Raw genomic sequence first — 18,968 nt, 5'->3', positions numbered from 1 at the left:
AAAACGGCCGCAACAACAGCAGCATGCCCATGGTCTTCCTCGCCATCCTCCTCATCCTCACCGTCGGCATCACCATCGACCTGCTCATCTTCAGCCCACTCGAACGCCACGTCCTCCGCAGCCGCGGGCTCCTGGCGCGGAGGTGACACGTCCCATGAGCGCTCCGGTCCTCCTCGTCATCGCCCACGGCAGCCGCGATCCACGGCACGCCGCGACCGTGCACGCCCTGGTGCGGCGGGTCCGCTCGCTGCGCCCCGGTCTGCGGGTGGAGACCGGCTTCCTGGACTTCAACATCCCGTCCGTGCAGGGCGTGCTGGAGTCCCTGGCGGCGGAGGGCGTGCGGGATGTCGTGGCGCTGCCGCTGTTGCTGACCCGGGCCTTCCACGCCAAGGCGGACATCCCGGCGGTGCTGCGGGACGCGCCGCCGCGGCTGCGGATCCGGCAGGCGGAGGTGCTCGGGCCGTCACCGCTGCTACTGGGCGCGTTGGAGCGGCGGCTGTACGAGGCGGGTCTGACGCCCGCCGACAAGTCCTCGACCGGGGTCGTGCTGGCCTCGGCGGGGTCCACCGACCCGGAGGCGATCGCAGTGATCGCAGCAATCGCGCGGGAGTGGCGGCACACCCGTTGGTGCGCCGTGCGGCCTGCGTTCGCCTCCGCTTCCCTCCCCCGCACCGAGGACGCGGTACGGGAACTGCGCGCCCTGGGCTGCGCACGCGTCGCCGTCGCCCCGTACGTCCTGGCCCCCGGCTTCCTCCCCGACCGGATCGCGCGGGGGGCGGCGGAGGCGGACGTCCTCGCCGACGTGCTCGGCGCGGCGCCCGAGGTGGCCCGGGTGCTGCTGGAGCGGTACGAGGCGGCCCGGCTGCCGGGGCTCACGGCGGTCGGGGCCTGAGGGCCGTCAGCCGGCGGTCAGCTCCACCAGTTTGCGGACGGTGTTCCAGTTGCGGGTGGTGGCGATGACGCCCTTGGTGAGGCGGGGTCGGGCCAGGTACTCGGCAAGTTTGGAGCGGCCGAGGCCTTCGGGGGCGTAGAGGTAGAGGGCGCGGTCGCCGAGGCGGAACTCCTCCGGAAGGTGGGCCTGCTGGTCGATCTCCGCGAAGCGGTCGGGGGTGACGGGGGCCGAGAAGTAGGTGACGTGGAGCTGTCTGGGCTCCAGTTCGGCGGCCGGGAACGGGCAGGCGTCGGCGATCGCCGCGAGGTAGGCGTGGTCGCGGACGAGGACGTCCACGCGGAAGCCGAAGTGCTCCTCGATGGCCCCGGTGAGTTCGGCGGCGAGCGAGTCCTCGTCGCCATGGTCGGCGGTGAAGGCGGCCTGACCGCTCTGGAGGTAGGTGCGGACGGCGTCGTAGCCGTCGAGGCGCTCCATCACGGTGCGCAGCTCGGCCATGGGCATCTTCTTGCCGCCGACGTTGATCCCGCGCAGCAGCGCCGCATAGCTCTTGGTCACCCCCACACCATAGGACGGCTGCCGTGCCCCGTGGGGGCGGGCACGACATCCGCCCTGGTGTGGGGGGTCCAGGGGCACCTTACCCCCGAGATCACTCCCCGAGACCTTGGATAGATGTAAGGGGCCGATGTCCTCCCCAGAGCGGAGGGGCGGGGGGTCGTCGGGAGGACACCGGACCTGCGCTTTCTCACCGGGCAGCACGACGAGACGGGCTTATCCGGGCCATACCTTCGAAGCGGAAGGTGGCGGCAGGGGGCTGTCACCGCGCGACGAGGGGCAGCCCGTCATGGGGAACGGAGAAACACGCGTGCGGGGGTTCGCCGCGCGGGCCGGCGGCTGGAGCGCCCGGCACCGATGGGCGGCGGTCGGCATCTGGGTGCTGTTCGTCGTCCTGGCGATGGGGCTGGGGTCGGCGGCGGGCCGGGTCGATGTGAAGGACAGCGACCAGCTGAAGGGTGAGACCCACACCGCCGCCAAGATCATCGAGGATGCCGGGATCGAGGAACCGGCGAGCGAGACCGTACTGATCCAGGCGAAGGACGGCGGGGTCAAGGCCACCGATCCGGAGTTCCGCGCCGCGGTGGACGCCGTGATCGCGGCGGTCGACGGGACCGGTGAGGTCAGCGGCATATCGTCGCCGTACGACACCGGGACGATCTCCGAGGACGGCCGTAGCGCGCTGGTGCAGTTCGACATGCGGGGCGAGTCGGACACGGCGGGCGAGCGGGTGGAGCCGGTTCTGGAGGCCGTGGCGGAGGTCCAGGAGGACCACGGGTCGCTGCGGATCGAGGAGATCGGCGGCGCCAGCATGATGAAGACGTTCGACGACGCGTTCGGGGACGACTTCCAGAAGGCCGAGTACTCCGCCGTACCCGTCGCCCTCGGCATTCTGCTGATCGCCTTCGGCGCGCTGGTAGCGGCGCTGCTGCCGGTGCTGCTCGCCGTTACGGCGATCATGGCGACGATGGGTCTGATGGGCATCGTCAGCCATGTCATGCCGATGAGCGACACCGCCAACTCCGTGATGCTGCTGGTCGGTCTGGCCGTCGGCGTCGACTACTGCCTGTTCTATCTGCGGCGTGAGCGCGAGGAGCGCGAGGCGGGCCGGGACGCGCAGACGGCGCTGCGGATCGCCGCCGCGACCAGTGGCCGGGCGGTCGTCGTCTCCGGTGTCACGGTGTGCGTGGCGATGGCGGGCATGCTGTTCACGGGGCTCGCCGAGTTCGAGGCGATGGGTCTCGCCTCGCTGATGGTGGTCGCGGTCGCCATGGTCGGATCGGTGACCGTGCTGCCCGCGTTGCTGTCGCTGCTGGGTGAGCGGGTGGAGAAGGGGCGCATCCCGTTCCTGCGGCGGCGTGCCCGCAAGGGCGGCAACGGTTCGGGCGGTGAGAGCCGGTTCTGGAGCGCCGTACTGAAGGGCGTGCTCGCCCGGCCGGTGCTCGCCGTGGTCGTCGCGGCCGGTGCGCTGCTGGCGATCGCCGCGCCCGCGGTCGGCATGAAGACGCAGAACCTCACCCTGGACCAGGAGTTCGGCGACTCGCTGCCCATCGTCCAGACGTACAACCGCGTCAACGACGCCTTCCCCGGCGGCTCCGAGCCCGCCGAGGTCGTCGTGAAGGCCGATGACATCAACGCGCCCGAGGTGCGGTCGGCGCTCGACGACTTCCGTGCGCGGGCGATCAGTTCGGGCGCCTCCCGCGGCCCGGTCGACATCAAGCTGCACGACGAGCAGAACGTCGCGTTCGTCTACGTCCCGCTGGTCGGCGGCTCCGACCTGGACAAGGCGGGCCAGAGCCTGGACAAGCTGCGCGACGACGTACGGCCCGCCACTCTCGGCCGGGTCGACGGCGTCGAGGCGCCGATCACCGGGCAGGTCGCCGGTTCGAAGGACTTCAACGACCAGCTGGTCGGCTCGGTCGTCCCGGTCTTCGTGTTCGTGGTGGTCTTCGCCTTCCTGCTGATGCTGCTGTCGTTCCGCTCGCTGACCGTGGCGATCACCTCGATCGTGCTGAACCTGCTGTCGGTGGGCGCCGCCTACGGCATCCTCGTCGCCGTCTTCCAGCACGGCTGGGGCGCGTCCCTGGTGGGCGCGGAGGGCGTCGGCGCGATCGTCAGCTGGCTGCCGCTGTTCCTGTTCGTGATCCTGTTCGGGCTGTCGATGGACTACCACGTCTTCGTGGTCTCCCGGATCCGCGAGGCCCGGCTGCGGGGCCGTACGACGAAGGACGCCATCGCGCACGGTGTCGTCACCACGGCGGGCGTCGTCACCAGCGCCGCCGTCATCATGGTCGCCGTCTTCGCGATCTTCGGAACGCTGTCGATGCAGTCCATGAAGCAGATGGGCGTCGGGCTGGCCGCGGCCGTCCTGATCGACGCGACGATCATCCGCGGGGTGCTGCTCCCGGCGGTCATGGCCCTGCTCGGCGAGCGCAACTGGTACCTGCCGAAGTGGCTCCACCGCCTCCCGGACATGACCCACGACGAGTCCGCCGACGCGGTGGCCCACCAGGCCCCGCCGACCCTGGAGAAGGAAACCGACGACAGGGTCACGGTCTGACCCGCGCCCGCCCCGTGCACCCGCGCCTCACAGGAGGCGCGGGTGCACGCCGCTCAGGGGCGCCGGGAACCGCGCGACCAGCCACAACGCACCCGCAGCCGCCCGCCCTTGCCCGAGGCGCTACCCCAACGCCTCCTCGATCAGATCGGCCGCCCGCCGCGTACCCCCCTCTTCAGCCATCTCCGCCTGAATCCCCTTCAGGCGGTGCGCCACCTCGGGGTCCTCGACCAGGGCGAGCGCGGCCTCCCGGAGGCCGTCCACCGTGGTGTCCTCCATGGGGAGATGACGGGCGACCCCCAGCCCTTGGAGCATGTCCGCGTTCCCGAACTGGTCCACCGCCTGCGGCACGGCGATCATCGGCGTAGCCGTGGCCAGCCCTTCCTGGCTGCCCCCCGCCCCGGCGTGCGTGACGAACAGGTCCGCCTCCCGGAGCACGGCGAGCTGCGGCACCCACGCGTGCACCTCGACGTTCGGCGGAAGCTCCCCCAGCTCGGCGGGGTCGACATGCCGTCCGACCTGCAGGACGGTGTGCCACCCCGGCAGGTCGCCGAAGGCCCGCACGCACGTCCGGTAGAACGCGGGCTGCTTGGTGAACGCCGACCCGAGCGAGACCAGCACGACCTTCTCCGCACCGGCGGGCCGCCGCCAGTCGCCCTCCGCGGCCCGGTCGCCCTGGCAGGCGCCGACGAAGGTGTGGACGCTCTCGTCGACCCGGTCGGCATGGGGCTGGAGCGCCTTCGGGATCAGCACGAGGGAACGGGCGGGGCGGCCCACGAAGGGGTCGGGGTGCTGGGTGATCCCGTTCTCCTCCAGCCAGCTCTGGAAGCGGGCGTAGTAGGCCTGCCCCCGCTCGGTCTTCTTCGGCTCCTCCCACATCGGCTCGGCGACCTCCTGCTCATAGCCGTCCCAGGCGACCAGGTTGGGGGAGAGGGAGATCGCGGGCACGCCCCAGCGGTGGGCGAGGACCCGGGCCGGGTAGGACGCGATGTCGTGCAGCACCAGATCCGGCCGGTCCCCCTCGTACGCCTCGATGAGCTGCGGCAGTGCCTGGATGGCGTCGTCGAGGAACGGTTCCACGTTGTCCAGCAGCGTGGAACCCCACGCCTCCGGGTCGGCGTCGGGGCCGGGCAGCGTGGAGTGCCAGGTCCTCACCTCGGCGCCGGTCTCGGCGACCTTCTCGGCGAACGCGGGCGGAATCGCGTACGTCACCCGGTGGCCGCGCGCGACCAGTTCACGGATCACCTCCAGGCTCGGGTTCACGTGGCCGTGGGCGGCGATGGAGAACATGGCGATGTGGGCGGGCTTCGCCCCGGATGTCGTTGCCGGTGTCGTCATGCCGTCGACGGTAAACGAGACGAGACGTCTCGTGCAACCTATTTCGGGATCTCGCCCTCCCCCACCCCTCCCACAGCCCCACCTGCACGAATGGAAGACTGACCGGCGGACGGCGGCGATCCACCGTCCCAGGCGGTAGGGAGCCAGAAGCGGAGGCGGACGATGGACGAGGCACGCGCGCGGCACGCACTGGTCGCGGCCCAGGTGCTGCCCGGCGCGGCGGCACGTCAGGCCCGGCTGCTCGCCCTGGGCGAGAACGCGGTGTTCGCCGCCGGTGACCTGGTCGTCAAGGTCGGCCGCGACGCCGAACTCCTGGACCGGGCTCGCCGCGAGCTGCACATCGCACGCTGGCTGGCCGAAGCGGGCGTCCCCGCCGTACGGGCGGCCTCCGAGGAGGCCCTACTGGTGGAGGGGCACCCGGTGACGGTGTGGCACCGGCTGCCGGACGCGGTACGGACGGCCCAGGCGCGGGACCTGGCGGAACTGCTGAGGCTGGTGCACGCACTGCCCCTCGCTCGGGGGGCTTCCCCCTCCCCCACCCCCTCCCCCGAGTTGCCTCCCCGCGACCTGCTCTCCGGCGTCGAGCGCTGGCTGCGGCTGGCCGGGGACGCGATCGACCCCGCGGACGCGGCGTATCTGCGCGAGCGCCGCGACGGCTTCGCGGCGGCCGCCGCGGCACTGACCCCGCACCTCCCCCCGGGCCCGATCCACGGCGACGCGCTCCCCCGCAATGTGCACATCGGCCCGGACGGCCCCGTCCTGGTCGACCTGGAGACCTTCTCCGCCGACCTCCGCGAGCACGACCTGGTGGTGATGGCCCTCTCCCACGACCGCTACGGCCTCTCCTCCGAGGCCTACGGCTCCTTCGTCGAGACATACGGCTGGGACGTACGCGAGTGGAGCGGCTGCGCCGTCCTGCGCGGCGCCCGCGAGACCGCCAGCTGCGCCTGGGTCGCCCAGCACGCCCCGGGCAACCCCAAGGCCCTGACGGAGTTCCGGCGCCGGGTGGCGTCCCTGCGGGACGGGGACGAGACGGTGCGGTGGTATCCCTTCTGAGTCCCGTTGGCTTCCCTCGCCCGCAGATGGATTACGCCCGCTCCTCCACCAGCTCCCGTACCGGCCAGGTGCCGTCGATCACCGCGGTGGGGTCGCCCTTGCGGCGCAGGAAGTTCTGGAAGTCCGCCGCCCACTGCGCGTACCACTCGATCTGTCGGCGGTGGAGTTCCGCCGGGCCGAGGGCCGCGATCTTGGGGTGGCGGTCGGCTATGGCGCAGGCCAGGCGGGCCGCGGCGAGGGCGTCGGCGCTGGCGTCGTGGGCGGTGTCGAGGGTGACGCCGTACTCGGCGCAGACGGCTTCGAGGTTGCGCTTGCCGCGGCGGTAGCGGTCGACCTGGCGGTCGATGGTGTACGGGTCGATGACCGGTGCGGGGTCGGTGCCGCCGAGGCGGTCGCGCAGGGACGGCAGGGCGTGGCGGCGCAGTTCGGCGGAGAGCAGGGTCAGGTCGAAGGCCGCGTTGTAGGCGACGACCGGGACGCCCGTCTTCCAGTAGCCGGTGAGGACGTCGGCGATGGCGTCGGCGACCTGGTCCGCGGGGCGGCCTTCGATGGCCGCGCGTTCGCTGCTGATGCCGTGCACGGCGACCGCGTCCGCCGGGATCTCCACTCCCGGGTCGGCGAGCCATTCGCGGCGTCCCATGGGCTGTGCGCCCCTGACCTCGATCACGGCGCCCGTGACGATGCGCGCCTCGTGCGGATCGGTGCCCGTCGTCTCCAGGTCGAAGCCGATCAGCAGCTCCCGGTGCCAGCCCATGGCGGCCCCCCTTCTTGGTGGTGCTCTCCCCCAGTGATCTCCACCTTCGCATGCGCCACTGACAATCGGAGGATCGGCTTCCGATCTGCCTCCGGGAAGAGTCGGTGGCATTTCATGACACAGGCCGTGAATCGGCCCAGGCGACCTCGAACTCCTCCCGGTAGGTGGTGAAAAGGCCGGTCTCTCCCGGGTCGCCCGGGTCTCCCGGCTTGACCACCCGGCTGCCGTTGCGCAGCACCAGCACCGGCGCCTCCATCCCCCGCGACCGGCGCAGATAGGACTGCACGACCGCGATGCCGTCGGAGCCGTCGCCGTCGACCAGGTAGGCGGTGGAGCGCGGGGTCTCGTCGTAGACCTGGATCTGGAAGGCGTCGGGGTCGCGGAGGCGGGCCCGCACCCGGCGCATGTGGAGGATGTTCATCTCCACGGCCCGGCTCAGTTCGCCCCGTTTGATGCCGAGTTCGCGTTCGCGGCGCTTCACCGCGCTGGAGGCGGGGTTCAGGAACAGCAGGCGCACCCGGCAGCCCGCTTCCGCCAGGCGGACCAGGCGGCGTCCGGAGAAGTTCTGCACGAGCAGGTTGAGGCCGATGCCGAGAGCGTCGATGCGGCGGGCGCCGCCGAAGATGTCCTCGGCGGGGAACTGGCGCAGCAGCCGGACCCGGTCCGGGTGGACTGCGACGACGTCGGCGTACCGGTCGCCGACCAGGTCCTCCACGGCGTCGACCGGCAGACGGCGCGCGGACGGTACGTCGCCGCCCGCGCCGAGGATCTCCAGGAGTCTGGCCGAGGCGCGTTCGGCCTGGGCCAGCACGGCCTCGGACAGGGCGCGGTTGCGGGAGACGACGTTGCGGCTGACCTCCAGCTCGTCCAGGGCGAGTTCGACGTCGCGGCGGTCGTCGACGTACGGCTCGAAGCAGGGCCAGTGCTGCACCATCAGCTCGCGCAGCTGGGGCAGGGTGAGGAAGCTGAGGACGTTGTCGTCGGCCGGGTCGAGCAGATAGCCCTTGCGGCGGCTGACCTCGCGTACGGCGACCGCGCGCTGCACCCACTCCTGTCCGGCCGGTCCGGCGGCGGCGACCACCCAGTCGTCGCCGTGGACGGGCTCGTAGATGGGGCGCAGCACGGCGGCGACGACCGCGCGGAGCCGTTGTTCGACGAGGTTCAGCCAGATGTAGGCCCGGCCCGCGCGCTGGGCGCGGGTGCGCACTTCGTGCCAGGCGTCGGCGTCCCAGTCCAGTTCCGGGCCGATGGAGTGCGTCTCCATCGGTCTGGCCAGGGACACCGTGCCGAGCGGGGCGTCTTTGGCGTTCCCCTCGTGACCCTCGTCACCAGGGGGCAGCTCCAGGCCTCCCGAGCCCACCCGCGCACCGCCTTCCGCTCCCCCGGGAACTCCCCGTCCCAACGATCAAGGAAGGGTACTCCGGGAGCGGTCGGCGGTGCAGCCGGATGGGCAGGGTCGTTTCCCAACGGCCCTTATTCGACGTGGCCGTTCTGGTCGGCCAGCTGCTCGGGTGTGAGCGGGTTCATGGCGGTGACGTCGCGCGGGGCCAGCGAGAATCCCTGCCAGTGGACCGGCATGGGCTGCTGGTCCTCGTCACGCGCTATGTGGTGGTAGCCGATGTTCACCCAGACCACGGGGCGCTTGAGCTGCTGGCCGCCGACCCACTTGTCGACGGACCTGCCGTGTCCGGCGCCGCAGTCGGGGAGGTTGTCGCTGGCGAACTGTTCGCACTTGTTGTACTCGGTGAAGTACACGTCGTGCCGGGTGTAGCCGCGGCCGGGGTACTTGGCGGAGGGGCCGGGCACGATCTCGTACGAGCGGCGGTGGCCGTCCGCGTTCTTGCCCTTGGCGCTGACGACCCGCCACCAGCGCATGTTCTTGGCGTCACCGGCGAGTTCCTGGGTGATGTCGGTGCGGGTGGTGGTGTTGCGGGGTCCCCCGTCGCCGTTCGCGGGCGGGCTGACCTTGGAGTCGTACTGTTCGACGCGGCCCTTGGCGGAGCCGTCGAGGGCGAAGTTGAGGCGCCAGAAGACGTTGTGGCTGTGGCTGGTGGCGTAGTCCTTGGCGCCCTTGCCGAGAGGCCAGCCGCGGCCGTCCCCGGCGTCGTAGTCGAACGGGGAGAGGGAGCCGGTGGCGCCGACGTTCATGGTGATGGTGCCGTCGTCCTGGAAGCGCCATTCCGAGATGTACTCGTACCAGCCGACCTGGTTGACGGTGTAGACGAGCAGGTCCTTGCCCTGCTTCTGGTAGACCTTGTTCGCCCTCTCGCCCTGCATGCGGTAGGCGTGGCCACGCGCCCGGGTGGTGGTGCACAGGCCGTTGACGGTGGGGCGGTCGGGGTCCCAGGAGTTGGGGACCTTGACCGTCCTGAGAGTGCCGCCGGGGCATTCGCCGGGCTTGAGGTTCATCAGGCCCTGGGCGAAGCCCGCCTGGGTGAGGTCCTGGTACTCGTTCCTGCCGTCGTCGTAGGGCACGTGGATCTGGCCGAGTCTGGCGCTGGAGAGCACCTTGATGGGGCTGGGCTCGCCGGGCGGCTGGTAGGAGATGTGGTTGAGGACGAGTCCGGCGTCCTTGTGGTAGCGCCAGCACATGCGCCAGGTGGTGCCGGTGCTGAGCTTCTGTTCGATGCGGTAGGCGTCGCTGCACTCGGCCGCGGCCGCGGGCGCCGCCGCGGGGCGGGCGCTGGCCGGTCCGGCGCCGGTGGCGGCACCCGCGGTCAGGGCGGCCACGGCGAGCGTGAGGGCCGCCGTCCGCGCGTGCGTACGGCTGGTGGTGTGGTTCACGGGCATGACGAGGTGACTCCCATGAGGAGTTGGTTGGAAAACTGGACTGGGTGAGGCCGGGCCGGTCAGTCGCGGCCCAGCCTGCCGACCTCACCGGTGCTCAGGTCTATGACGAAGTCCCGGGCGTCGATCCACGGGCCGTTCTTCACCTTCGGGAACAGCCGCACACAGCGGTGTGCTCCGCAGTCGTCGAGCACGGCGGGCTGGGCGCCCGGTACGGCCCGGTAGACCATGCTGTTGAGCAGGAGCTGGTCCGGTGAGGTGAGTTTCTTGCCCGTGGCGTCCTCGTAGTCCGAGCGCAGGCCCGCGCCGAGCGGGTCGGCGATCAGCAGCCGGGCGGCCTCGGCGCTCTCCGCGCGCGTCGGGGGTGGCTGTACGCCCCGCTGGGTGGCGGTCCGCTCGACCTCGCCCGTGTCGAGGTTGACGGTGCGGGTGACGAGGCTGTCGGCGGCGTAGTCGTAGAACGTGACGTCGGCGCGCCGGGGCGCGGACGGGTCGTCCAGTTCGCCCGGTTCCGGTTCGGCGAGTTCGACGCCGAGGCGCTGCGGGCCCCGGTCCCCGTCGACGTCCTCGGCCGAGGAGCGGAGCGCGGGGTTCAGGGCGAGCCGTACGACCCGCTCGGTCTCGTCGTCGGTCAGCGGGTCATCGCCGGTGCCCTCCTCGCCCTCGTGAGGTGCCTCCTTCACGACAGCCGGCGGGACCTCCGCCGTGCCGTCCTGCCCTTGCCGGCCCCCTTCTCCCCGGGCGGCCTGTCCGGCCGCCACGTCCCCTGTGGCGTCGTCGGCGCCCGCCGTGCTCGGCAGGGTGACGCCGATCATCACGGCGGTCGCGGCCACCGCGATGGCCGCACCGGCGACTAATTTCCCGAGATGGCGGTGCACTGCTGTGCGCACATCTTCCCCCTACTCCCCCTGGTCTGCCGGGAGTACGTGTTTGCCCCACTGGTTCGGCATACGGCGTATGCACTGGTCGACTCGTAAGAGGGGTGCGGGGCAGGGGTGGTTCCGTCACTTTGGGGGAGACTCGGGGTCAAGGCGCCCCCAGCGGCGCGGGACACCTGGAAGAGTCGTATCCATGCAGGTCTGGCCTGGAGAGGCATATCCACTCGGCGCCACGTACGACGGCGCCGGTACCAATTTCGCGGTCTTCACGGAGAGCGCGGACCGAGTAGAGCTGTGTCTGCTGCACGACGACGGCTCGGAGACGGCGGTGGAGCTGCGGGAGAGCGACGCCTTCGTACGGCACGCCTACCTGCCGGGCGTCATGCCCGGGCAGCGCTACGGCTACCGCGTGCACGGCCCGTACGCCCCCGAGCGCGGGCTGCGCTGCAACTCGGCGAAGCTGCTGCTCGACCCGTACGCGCGTGCGATCAGCGGGGAGATCCAGTGGGGCGAGGAGGTGTACGGCTACCACTTCGGCGCCCCCGAGCGGCGCAACGACCTCGACTCGGCCCCGCACACGATGACGTCGGTCGTGGTCAACCCGTACTTCGACTGGGGCGACGACCGGCGCCCGCGCGTCGAGTACCACGAGACGGTGATCTACGAGGCCCATGTGAAGGGCCTGACGATGCGCCACCCGGGGCTGCCGCGGGAGCTGCGCGGCACCTACGCGGCGCTCGCGCACCCCGCGGTCATCGAGCACCTCACCGGGCTCGGGGTGACCACCCTGGAGCTGATGCCCGTACACCAGTTCGTGAACGACCACCGGCTGGCCGACCTCGGCCTCGCCAACTACTGGGGCTACAACACCATCGGCTTCTTCGCCCCGCACAACGCCTACGCCTCCTGGGGCGACCGCGGGCAGCAGGTGCTGGAGTTCAAGTCGGCGGTGCGGGCGCTGCACGAGGCCGGGATCGAGGTCATCCTCGACGTCGTCTACAACCACACCGCCGAGGGCAACCACCTGGGCCCCACGCTGTCCTTCCGGGGCCTGGACAACCCGCAGTACTACCGCCTCGCGGACGACCCGCGCTACTACATGGACACCACCGGGACCGGCAACTCGCTGCTCATGCGGTCCCCGCACGTGCTCCAGCTGATCATGGACTCGCTGCGCTACTGGGTCACCGAGATGCACGTCGACGGGTTCCGCTTCGACCTCGCGGCGACCCTGGCCCGGCAGTTCCACGAGGTGGACCGGCTGTCGTCGTTCTTCGACCTGGTGCAGCAGGACCCGGTGGTCTCCCAGGTCAAGCTGATCGCCGAGCCGTGGGACGTGGGCGAGGGCGGTTACCAGGTGGGCAACTTCCCGCCGCTGTGGACCGAGTGGAACGGCAAGTACCGGGACACCGTGCGGGACCTGTGGCGGGGCGAGCCGCGCGCGCTCGCCGAGTTCGCGTCCCGGCTGACCGGCTCCTCCGACCTGTACCAGGACGACGGGCGGCGACCGCTCGCCTCCATCAATTTCGTGACCTGCCACGACGGCTTCACCCTGCACGACCTGGTGGCCTACAACCACAAGCACAACCAGGCCAACGGCGAGGACAACCGGGACGGCGAGAGCCACAACCGGTCCTGGAACTGCGGGGTGGAGGGCCCCACCGACGACCCTGCCGTGCTGGAGCTGCGGGCCCGGCAGATGCGCAACTTCCTCGCCACGCTGATGCTCTCCCAGGGCGTGCCGATGATCAGCCACGGGGATGAGTTCGCGCGCACCCAGGGCGGCAACAACAACGCCTACTGCCAGGACAGTGAGCTGGCGTGGGTGCGGTGGCCGGCCGGCGACGGCGAGGACGACGGGCTGTTCAACGGCATCGACGTACAGGGGCTGCGGGACTTCGTACGGGCCATGGTGTGGCTGCGCAAGGACCACCCGGTCTTCCGCCGCCGCCGCTTCTTCCACGGCCGCCCCGTGGAGGGCACCCATGACGAGCTGTCCGACATCGCCTGGTTCACCCCCGAGGGCCGGGAGATGACCCAGCGGGACTGGGAGTCGGCGCGGGCGTCGGCGCTGACGGTGTTCCTCAACGGCAACGCGATCTCCGAGCCCGGCCCGCGCGGGGAGCGCATCAGCGACGACTCCTTCCTGCTGATGTTCAACGCCGCGCCGAGGCCCCTGGACTTCCTGGTCCCGGTCAACCACGGCCGCCAGTGGCAGGTCGTCGTCGACACCGCCCGCTCCGACGGGGTGCCGCCCGGCACCGGGCCCAAGGTGGCTGCGGGAGAGCGGCTGACCCTGGTGGACCGGAGCCTGACGGTGCTCCAGCGACCCGCGTGAGCGCGCGCGTGGGCCAGTGGAGGGGGTTGGAGGGGGTGATCTCCGGACCGGTGACACGAAAGGCGGCGGGGCGGGTACGTAGCTCACCATGACACCTGAGCGACCTGACCCCGCGGTGCCCACGGCCACCTACCGGCTCCAGCTCCAGCCGGAGTTCCCGTTCACGGCAGCCGCGGCGGCCGTGCCCTACCTCGCCTCGCTCGGCGTGTCGCACCTGCATCTGTCGCCCGTCCTGGAGGCCGTGCCGGGGTCGGCGCACGGCTATGACGTCGTCGACCACGCGCGCGTGCGGGAGGAGCTGGGCGGCGAGGACGGGCTGCGGGCGCTGGCGGCCACCGCGCGGGAGCACGGACTCGGTCTCGTGGTGGACATCGTGCCCAACCACATGGCGATGGCCCCGCGCCACAACCGGGCCCTGTGGGAGGTGCTGCGGGAGGGCCCGAAGTCGCCGTACGCGCGCTGGTTCGACATCGACTGGGAGGCGCAGGGCGGGCAGCTGCTGCTGCCGGTGCTCGGCGGGCCGCTCGGCGAGGAGATCGGCGCCCTGCACGTCGACGGGGGCGTGCTGCGCTACCACGACCACGCCTTCCCGCTGCGCGAGGGCACCGAGGACCTGCCGCTGCCGCAGCTGCTGGACGCGCAGTGGTACCGGCCGGTGTGGTGGCGGCTGGCCCGTACGGAGCTGAACTACCGGCGGTTCTTCAGCATCTCCGAGCTGATCGGGGTGCGGGTGGAGGACCCGGAGGTCTTCGACGCCACCCACGGCAAGATCCTCCAGCTGCTGCGCGAGGGCGTCGTCGACGGGCTGCGGATCGACCACCCCGACGGGCTCGCCGACCCCGACGCGTACCTGCTGAGGCTGCACGAGGCGACCGGGGGGCGCTGGACGGTCGTGGAGAAGATCCTCTCCGACGGGGAGCGGCTGCCCGCCGCCTGGCCCGTCGCGGGCACCACCGGCTACGACGCCCTGCGGCACGTCGACGGGCTGTTCACGGACCCCGCGGGCGCCGGGGAACTCCTCGGCCAGTACCGGCGCTTCGCGGCCCCGCAGACGGACCGGGGCGGGCACTGGGAGGCGACGGTGCGGCGGGCCGCGTACCGGGTGCTGGAGCACGAGCTGGCCGCCGAGGTGGACCGGCTGACGCGGGTGGCGAGCAGGCTGTGCGCCACCTCGCCCGACCCGGCGCTGCGGGACCGGGCGCCGTGGACGCTGCACGCGGCACTGCGGGAGCTGCTGGTCCGCCTCGAGGTGTACCGGCCGTACACGTCCGTCGACGCGGCGGCCGTCCTCACCGAGGAGGCGGCGGCCGAGGCGCGGCTGGCGTTCGTGGTGCCCGAGGAGGCCGGGGCGGTGGACGTGGTGCGCGGGCTGCTGCTGGGGCGGTACGGGGACGGTCCGGCGCAGGTGGAGTTCCGGACGCGGTTCGCGCAGACCGCGTCGGCGCTGCGGGCGAAGTCCGTGGAGGACACGGCGTTCTACCGGTACGTGCCGCTGCTGTCGGCGACGGAGGTGGGCGGGAACCCGGGGCGGCCCGCCGTCTCGCCGGAGGAGTTCCACGCCTACTGCGCGCGCGTGCAGCGCGACTGGCCGGTCACCGGGACGGTCGTCACCACCCACGACACCAAGCGCAGCGCGGACGTCCGGGCCGCCCTGGCCGTGCTGACGGAGTGCCCCGAGCGGTGGGCGGACGTGCTCGCGGAGGTGACCCGCACGGGTGACGGCGTGCCGGACGCGCAGCTCGCGTGGGCGGCCTGGCAGACGGTGTTCGGGCTGGGCCCGGCGGCGCCGGAGCGGGTGCGGGGGGCGCTGCTGAAGCATGTCCGGGAGGCGGGGCTGTTCACCAGCTGGACCGAGCAGGAGCCGCCGTACGAGGACGCGGTGGCCGCGTTCGTCGCGGCGGGGCCCTGCGGTCCGCCCGGCGCCCGCGTGGCCGCCCTGCGGGAGGCCCTCGCGCCGCACATCCGGGCCAACGTGCTGGGCACCGCCCTGGTCCAGCTGACCATGCCGGGGGTGCCCGACCTCTACCAGGGCACGGAGGGCGAGTACCGGGCGCTGGTCGACCCGGACAACCGGCGCCCGGTCGCCTTCCCGCCGGGCGACTCCGGCGACAAGGGGGCGCTGACGGCCGCCGCGCTGGAGCTGCGCGGGCGGCGGCCGGAGGTCTTCGGCGACGCGGCGACGTACGTCCCCCTCCCCGCCGAGGGCACCGCGGCGGCGCACTGCCTGGCCTTCGTGCGCTCCGGCGAGGTCCTGACGGCCGTCACCCGGCTGTCCCTGCGGCTGGCGGAGGCGGGCGGCTGGGGCGGCACACGGTTGGCGCTGCCGCCGGGCCGGTGGACGGACGTCCTGACCCCCGGACGCGAATTCAGCGGGCACGCACGCGTGGAGGACCTCTTCGAGAGGCTGCCGGTGGTGCTGCTGGAACGGAGCGGGGCGGAGGGCGCCTGACCGGGGCGGGTCCGACGCGAGGGCGAGGCGGGTCCGACGCGAGGGCGAGGCGGGTCCGCGCCGTACGCACGGGTGCTCGTGCGGCCGTGGGCGTGTGAGACGTGTGCGCCCTCTTCGAGGCGCTGGTTGCGACTCCGGGCGCCCCGGGGAGGCTCCCCGGCGCGTTCTTGACAGGGTTCGGTGGGCGTGGGGTACTGCGGGTGCGAAGCCGGGTGGACCAGTCGGGGGTGAGTCTTCTGCCGGAGCCGCGCTATCCCAGCGTTCCACGACTCGTCGCGTCCGCCCGCATGTTGGCCGCTCAGCAGCCGGGGCTCTGCGCCTTCAGACAGGTCGGCGCGTCCCGCGCGGGCAGACCCCTGCACCTGCTGTCGGTGGGCCGCGCCCGGCGTGCCGTACTCGTCGTCGCGGGCGCCCACGCCAACGAGCCGACCGGCGGGTCCACCCTTCTGTCGCTGGCCGAACGCGTCCTGTACGAGCGGGGCCTGCGCACCGGGACGTCCTGGCACTTCCTGCTGTGCGCCGACCCCGACGGGGCGAGCCTGCACCGGACCCCCGCGCCCCGCAGCCTGCTCGACTACCACCTCGGCTTCTACCGCCCCGTCAGCGCCGAGCAGCCCGAGTGGTCGCCGTCCGTGCTGCCGCCGGACCGGCTGCCGCCCGAGACGCGCACCCTGACCGGCCTCATCGACGAGCTGCGCCCCTACCTCCAGGTGACCCTGCACGGCACGGACCTCGGGGGCAGCTGGGTGCAGCTGACCAAGGACGTGCCCGGTCTCGCCGAGCCGTTCGCCAGGTCCGCGGCCCGGCTGCGCATCCCCGTGGAGACCGGCGCCTCGGACGCGGCGGGCTGGCCGGTGTCGGGGCCGGGCGTGCATGTGATGCCCGCGGCGGACTCGCGCGTGCCGTACCCGAGCCTGCCGGACGACGCGCGGCACAGCACCTGGTTCCATGTGCACCGCTACGGCGGGCTGACCGCGGTCGTCGAGGTGCCGATGTGGGCGAGCGACCTGGTCAACGACGCCGCCCCGCACCCCGCCCCGGCCGTGGCGCTGCGGCAGCTGGCGCGCAGGCTGCGCCGGGACGCCCGGGAGGTGGAGCGGGTGCTCGCCGAGACCGGCGCCCGGCTGGACCTCCCCGACGGGCCGCTGCTGCGGGCGGCACGGTGGGCACTGGAGCTGGTGCCGGGGCTGGCCGCGGACTGGACGGACCTGCCGCCCGCGGGGCACTCGGTCGCCTACGTCGGCAGCGTGGACGCCTTCGCGCGCCGGCTGCCGCTGCGGGCGGCGTCGATGCTGTTGCGGGCGCTGCGCCGCACCGAGGACCGTGCGGCACCGCGCCTCGAACGGCTGGTGACCACGTGGAGCGACGCCTTCGCGGACCGGTTCCAGGCGCGCTGGGTGCCGTTGGATCACCAGGTCGAGCACCAGTCCCGCACGGTCGTCACGACGGCCCTGCGGGCCCGGGAGCGGGCCGGATAGCCCACGCGGGCCCGCGCACGCGGGAGAGGCGGTTACGCGGACGCCGGGGCCTCGTCCAACGCGAACACCGCCCCCGTACGCGCCCCCAACTCGCACCTGTTCGAGAACGTCCGCCGGTAGTCCACCGGCCGTCCGTCCCACTGCCCGCGTGCCCGCGCGGTCACCGGTGCGTAGACCATCGCGCAGTAGCCGTCCCGCAGGGGGATGCGGTCGATGTCGCCGTTGGCGGTGGTGAGCTGGTCGCAGGCCTCGGTGGCGCGGGCGTGGCCCCGGGGCGGGTCGCAGAGGAGGAGGGTGCCGTGGGTGGCGCCCGACTGGGTGTCGCCCGTGCTCAGCGTCAGGTGCAGCCAGTCACCGGCGGGGTGGTCGCGGGCGGTGGCGTGGGCCGGGACCGCGGAGAGGGTGAGGAGGGCGGCCGCCGCCAGCAGGCCGCCGCGTACCGCGTGCGCTGAGGTCGTGTACGTCATTCCCAGTGCATCGGCACCGCCGGTGCGGAACCCCACCCCGGCTCACCCGAACGGGAGCCCTCCGGGGTGTCCCGTACGGCCAGTTCGAACGCGGCGAGCACCACCCGGGCCTGGTACTCCACCTGGTGCGGCACGGGGATCCAGCGGGCCCCGCAGTCGTCGCGGATCTCGGCGCACCAGGCGTCGACGAGGCGGTCCAGCTCGGGGAGCAGCGCGGCGGCCTCCCGTCCGGCGCCGGTGGCGAGCTGGTGCAGGAGTCCGGCCGTGCGCAGGGCGAGGCGCCGTCCGGCGATGTGCAGGGTGGTCAGGTGGGCGGTGCTGAGGGGCGGGAGCGGGCGGCGGGCCCGGTCGGTGGTGTCGGGGTCCCAGGAGTCGGCGAGACCGGGGCAGACGAGCAGGTAGTCGTCGACGGGCCCGAGCAGCCGGGCCGCGTCCGGGTCGGTGGCGACGTAAGGGCGGAGCCGCTTGAGGATTCGTTTCAGCAACTGTGTGTCGTGGCGCAGGGCCCGGCTGACACCGCGCAGCACTCCGTCCGGATCGGCGGGCGGTGCCGCGTCCTCCACGGCGCTCACGCCCCACATGGGCGCCTCGACGACGGCCGTGAGGGTGCCGTACCGGTGCGGGTGGTACCAGGTCGACTCGACGGCGGCCTCGGTGATGGCCGCGGCCAGGCCGCTCGGGCGCGGTGGCGGTATCCGGTAGACGGCGGGCCCCAGCGAGGGCCAGTACAGGGTGTCGTAGGCGCCCAACTCGCGCGGGATGCCGAGCCGGGCCGCGGTGTGCTCGATGCGGGAGGCGAGGCCGGGCAGGTCGCGGGTGAGTTCGACGAAGCCGCCGCCGATGTCGACGCCGTGCAGGGAGCACTGGAAGAAGGGTTTCAGTTCGTCCAGGAGGGTGAGCAGGGCGCGGGTCTCCGGCAGGGTGGCGGCGTCCGCGCCGTGCGGCAGCCATTCGGGCTGCTCCGCGAAGGCGGGCCGGAAGAACTTACGGTAGTGGACGTCCAGCCGGTAGGGGCCCGCCAGCCAGCCCTCGTTGCGCCGCAGACCGTCGGGGTCCAGGCAGAGCAGCAGGTTCCAGGTGGTGCCGGCGCCCTCGGTGAGGCCGGGGTCGGCGAGCACCCGCTCGGCGAGCCGCAGCGCGGTCGCCCCGCCGACGGGCTCGTTGGGGTGCGGTCCGGCGACGACGAGGGCCTGGCGGGCGCCGTGCCCGACGCTCAGCAGCAACAGCGGCGTGCCCGCGCGGGAGGTGCCGATACGGCGCAGCCGGGCGTCGCGCGGATGACGGGCGACGAGTGCGGCCGCTCGCTCGCCCAGCTCGTCGACGCTCGGATAGCGGAGGAGTGGCGGCAGGGCACACCTCCACGAAGCGGTGCCGTCGGTTCACCTGGTGTGCGTGGTGTACGCACAGTCAGTCACGACTTCA

At 72.6% G+C, this 18,968-nt stretch carries 13 protein-coding genes and 2 pseudogenes; 7 read left to right on the top strand and 8 right to left on the bottom strand.

Translation table 11 applies throughout. The features are described 5' to 3' along the window. Positions 1-146 (top strand): annotated as a pseudogene (locus KBY47_RS36550) (ABC transporter permease); the annotation flags it as partial. Positions 147-154: 8 nt separating this feature from the next. Further along, a complete protein-coding gene (locus tag KBY47_RS15050) occupies positions 155-892 on the top strand; it encodes a sirohydrochlorin chelatase (RefSeq protein WP_210921602.1) in 738 nt (245 codons plus the stop codon). A gap of 6 nt (positions 893-898) precedes the next feature. Here KBY47_RS15050 and KBY47_RS15045 read toward each other — a convergent pair whose 3' ends face one another. Then, positions 899-1,447, bottom strand: a complete 549-nt coding sequence (locus KBY47_RS15045; RefSeq protein WP_210921601.1) for a DUF1697 domain-containing protein — start codon at positions 1,445-1,447, stop codon at positions 899-901. Between the two features lie 286 nt (positions 1,448-1,733). Here KBY47_RS15045 and KBY47_RS15040 point away from each other — a divergent pair, with 286 nt between their 5' ends. Beyond that, on the top strand, positions 1,734-4,004 hold the full coding sequence (locus KBY47_RS15040; RefSeq protein ID WP_210921600.1) for an MMPL family transporter: 2,271 nt from the start codon (positions 1,734-1,736) through the stop codon (positions 4,002-4,004). A 120-nt stretch (positions 4,005-4,124) separates the two neighbouring features. On the opposite strand, the pseudogene KBY47_RS15035 reads toward KBY47_RS15040, so the two are convergent. Further along, positions 4,125-5,415, bottom strand: a pseudogene (locus KBY47_RS15035) (glycosyltransferase). Positions 5,416-5,501: 86 nt separating this feature from the next. Between KBY47_RS15035 and KBY47_RS15030 the strand changes: the two are divergent. Then, a complete protein-coding gene (locus KBY47_RS15030; RefSeq protein WP_210921598.1) occupies positions 5,502-6,395 on the top strand; it encodes an aminoglycoside phosphotransferase family protein in 894 nt (297 codons plus the stop codon). Between the two features lie 31 nt (positions 6,396-6,426). Here KBY47_RS15030 and KBY47_RS15025 read toward each other — a convergent pair whose 3' ends face one another. The 4 genes from KBY47_RS15025 to KBY47_RS15010 form a co-directional block, all read right to left on the bottom strand. Further along, a complete protein-coding gene (locus KBY47_RS15025) occupies positions 6,427-7,149 on the bottom strand; it encodes a 3'-5' exonuclease (RefSeq protein ID WP_210921597.1) in 723 nt (240 codons plus the stop codon). A 112-nt stretch (positions 7,150-7,261) separates the two neighbouring features. After that, on the bottom strand, positions 7,262-8,509 hold the full coding sequence (locus KBY47_RS15020) for an SAV2148 family HEPN domain-containing protein (protein WP_210921596.1): 1,248 nt from the start codon (positions 8,507-8,509) through the stop codon (positions 7,262-7,264). A 113-nt stretch (positions 8,510-8,622) separates the two neighbouring features. Beyond that, positions 8,623-9,939 (bottom strand): copper amine oxidase, encoded by a 1,317-nt coding sequence (locus KBY47_RS15015; RefSeq protein WP_210921595.1) that lies wholly within the window; start codon positions 9,937-9,939, stop codon positions 8,623-8,625. A gap of 59 nt (positions 9,940-9,998) precedes the next feature. Then, complete coding sequence (locus KBY47_RS15010) at positions 9,999-10,826, bottom strand: Tat pathway signal sequence domain protein (protein WP_210921594.1); 828 nt, start codon at positions 10,824-10,826, stop codon at positions 9,999-10,001. A gap of 181 nt (positions 10,827-11,007) precedes the next feature. Here KBY47_RS15010 and glgX point away from each other — a divergent pair, with 181 nt between their 5' ends. From glgX to KBY47_RS14995, 3 genes are all read left to right on the top strand, one after another. Continuing rightward, positions 11,008-13,152, top strand: coding sequence for a glycogen debranching protein GlgX (gene glgX, locus KBY47_RS15005; protein ID WP_210921593.1), 2,145 nt, complete (start codon positions 11,008-11,010; stop codon positions 13,150-13,152). A gap of 88 nt (positions 13,153-13,240) precedes the next feature. After that, a complete protein-coding gene (treY, locus tag KBY47_RS15000; RefSeq protein WP_210921592.1) occupies positions 13,241-15,601 on the top strand; it encodes a malto-oligosyltrehalose synthase in 2,361 nt (786 codons plus the stop codon). Between the two features lie 227 nt (positions 15,602-15,828). Further along, on the top strand, positions 15,829-17,079 hold the full coding sequence (locus KBY47_RS14995) for a M14 family zinc carboxypeptidase (RefSeq protein ID WP_210921591.1): 1,251 nt from the start codon (positions 15,829-15,831) through the stop codon (positions 17,077-17,079). A gap of 32 nt (positions 17,080-17,111) precedes the next feature. Here KBY47_RS14995 and KBY47_RS14990 read toward each other — a convergent pair whose 3' ends face one another. Both KBY47_RS14990 and KBY47_RS14985 read right to left on the bottom strand, forming a co-directional pair. Next, positions 17,112-17,546: an SSI family serine proteinase inhibitor gene (locus KBY47_RS14990; protein WP_210921590.1), complete on the bottom strand. Its 435-nt coding sequence runs from the start codon at positions 17,544-17,546 to the stop codon at positions 17,112-17,114. Beyond that, on the bottom strand, positions 17,543-18,895 hold the full coding sequence (locus tag KBY47_RS14985) for a M14 family zinc carboxypeptidase (RefSeq protein WP_210921613.1): 1,353 nt from the start codon (positions 18,893-18,895) through the stop codon (positions 17,543-17,545). The genes KBY47_RS14990 and KBY47_RS14985 overlap by 4 nt, the downstream gene beginning before the upstream one ends. Between the last annotated feature and the right edge of the window lie 73 nt (positions 18,896-18,968).

The organism is Streptomyces sp. B93 (assembly GCF_018070565.1).
Taxonomy (GTDB): Bacteria; Actinomycetota; Actinomycetes; order Streptomycetales; family Streptomycetaceae; genus Streptomyces.
Note: the sequence above shows the minus strand (reverse complement) of the source record. Positions and strands in the feature narration are given on the sequence as shown.

Coding starts and splice junctions, on each gene's coding strand:
- treY (WP_210921592.1), top strand. CDS start 13,241: ATGACACCTGAGCGACCTGACCCCGCGGTGCCCACGGCCACCTACCGG.
- glgX (WP_210921593.1), top strand. CDS start 11,008: ATGCAGGTCTGGCCTGGAGAGGCATATCCACTCGGCGCCACGTACGAC.
- KBY47_RS15015 (WP_210921595.1), bottom strand. CDS start 9,939: ATGCCCGTGAACCACACCACCAGCCGTACGCACGCGCGGACGGCGGCC.
- KBY47_RS15030 (WP_210921598.1), top strand. CDS start 5,502: ATGGACGAGGCACGCGCGCGGCACGCACTGGTCGCGGCCCAGGTGCTG.
- KBY47_RS14990 (WP_210921590.1), bottom strand. CDS start 17,546: ATGACGTACACGACCTCAGCGCACGCGGTACGCGGCGGCCTGCTGGCG.
- KBY47_RS15025 (WP_210921597.1), bottom strand. CDS start 7,149: ATGGGCTGGCACCGGGAGCTGCTGATCGGCTTCGACCTGGAGACGACG.
- KBY47_RS15050 (WP_210921602.1), top strand. CDS start 155: ATGAGCGCTCCGGTCCTCCTCGTCATCGCCCACGGCAGCCGCGATCCA.
- KBY47_RS15040 (WP_210921600.1), top strand. CDS start 1,734: ATGGGGAACGGAGAAACACGCGTGCGGGGGTTCGCCGCGCGGGCCGGC.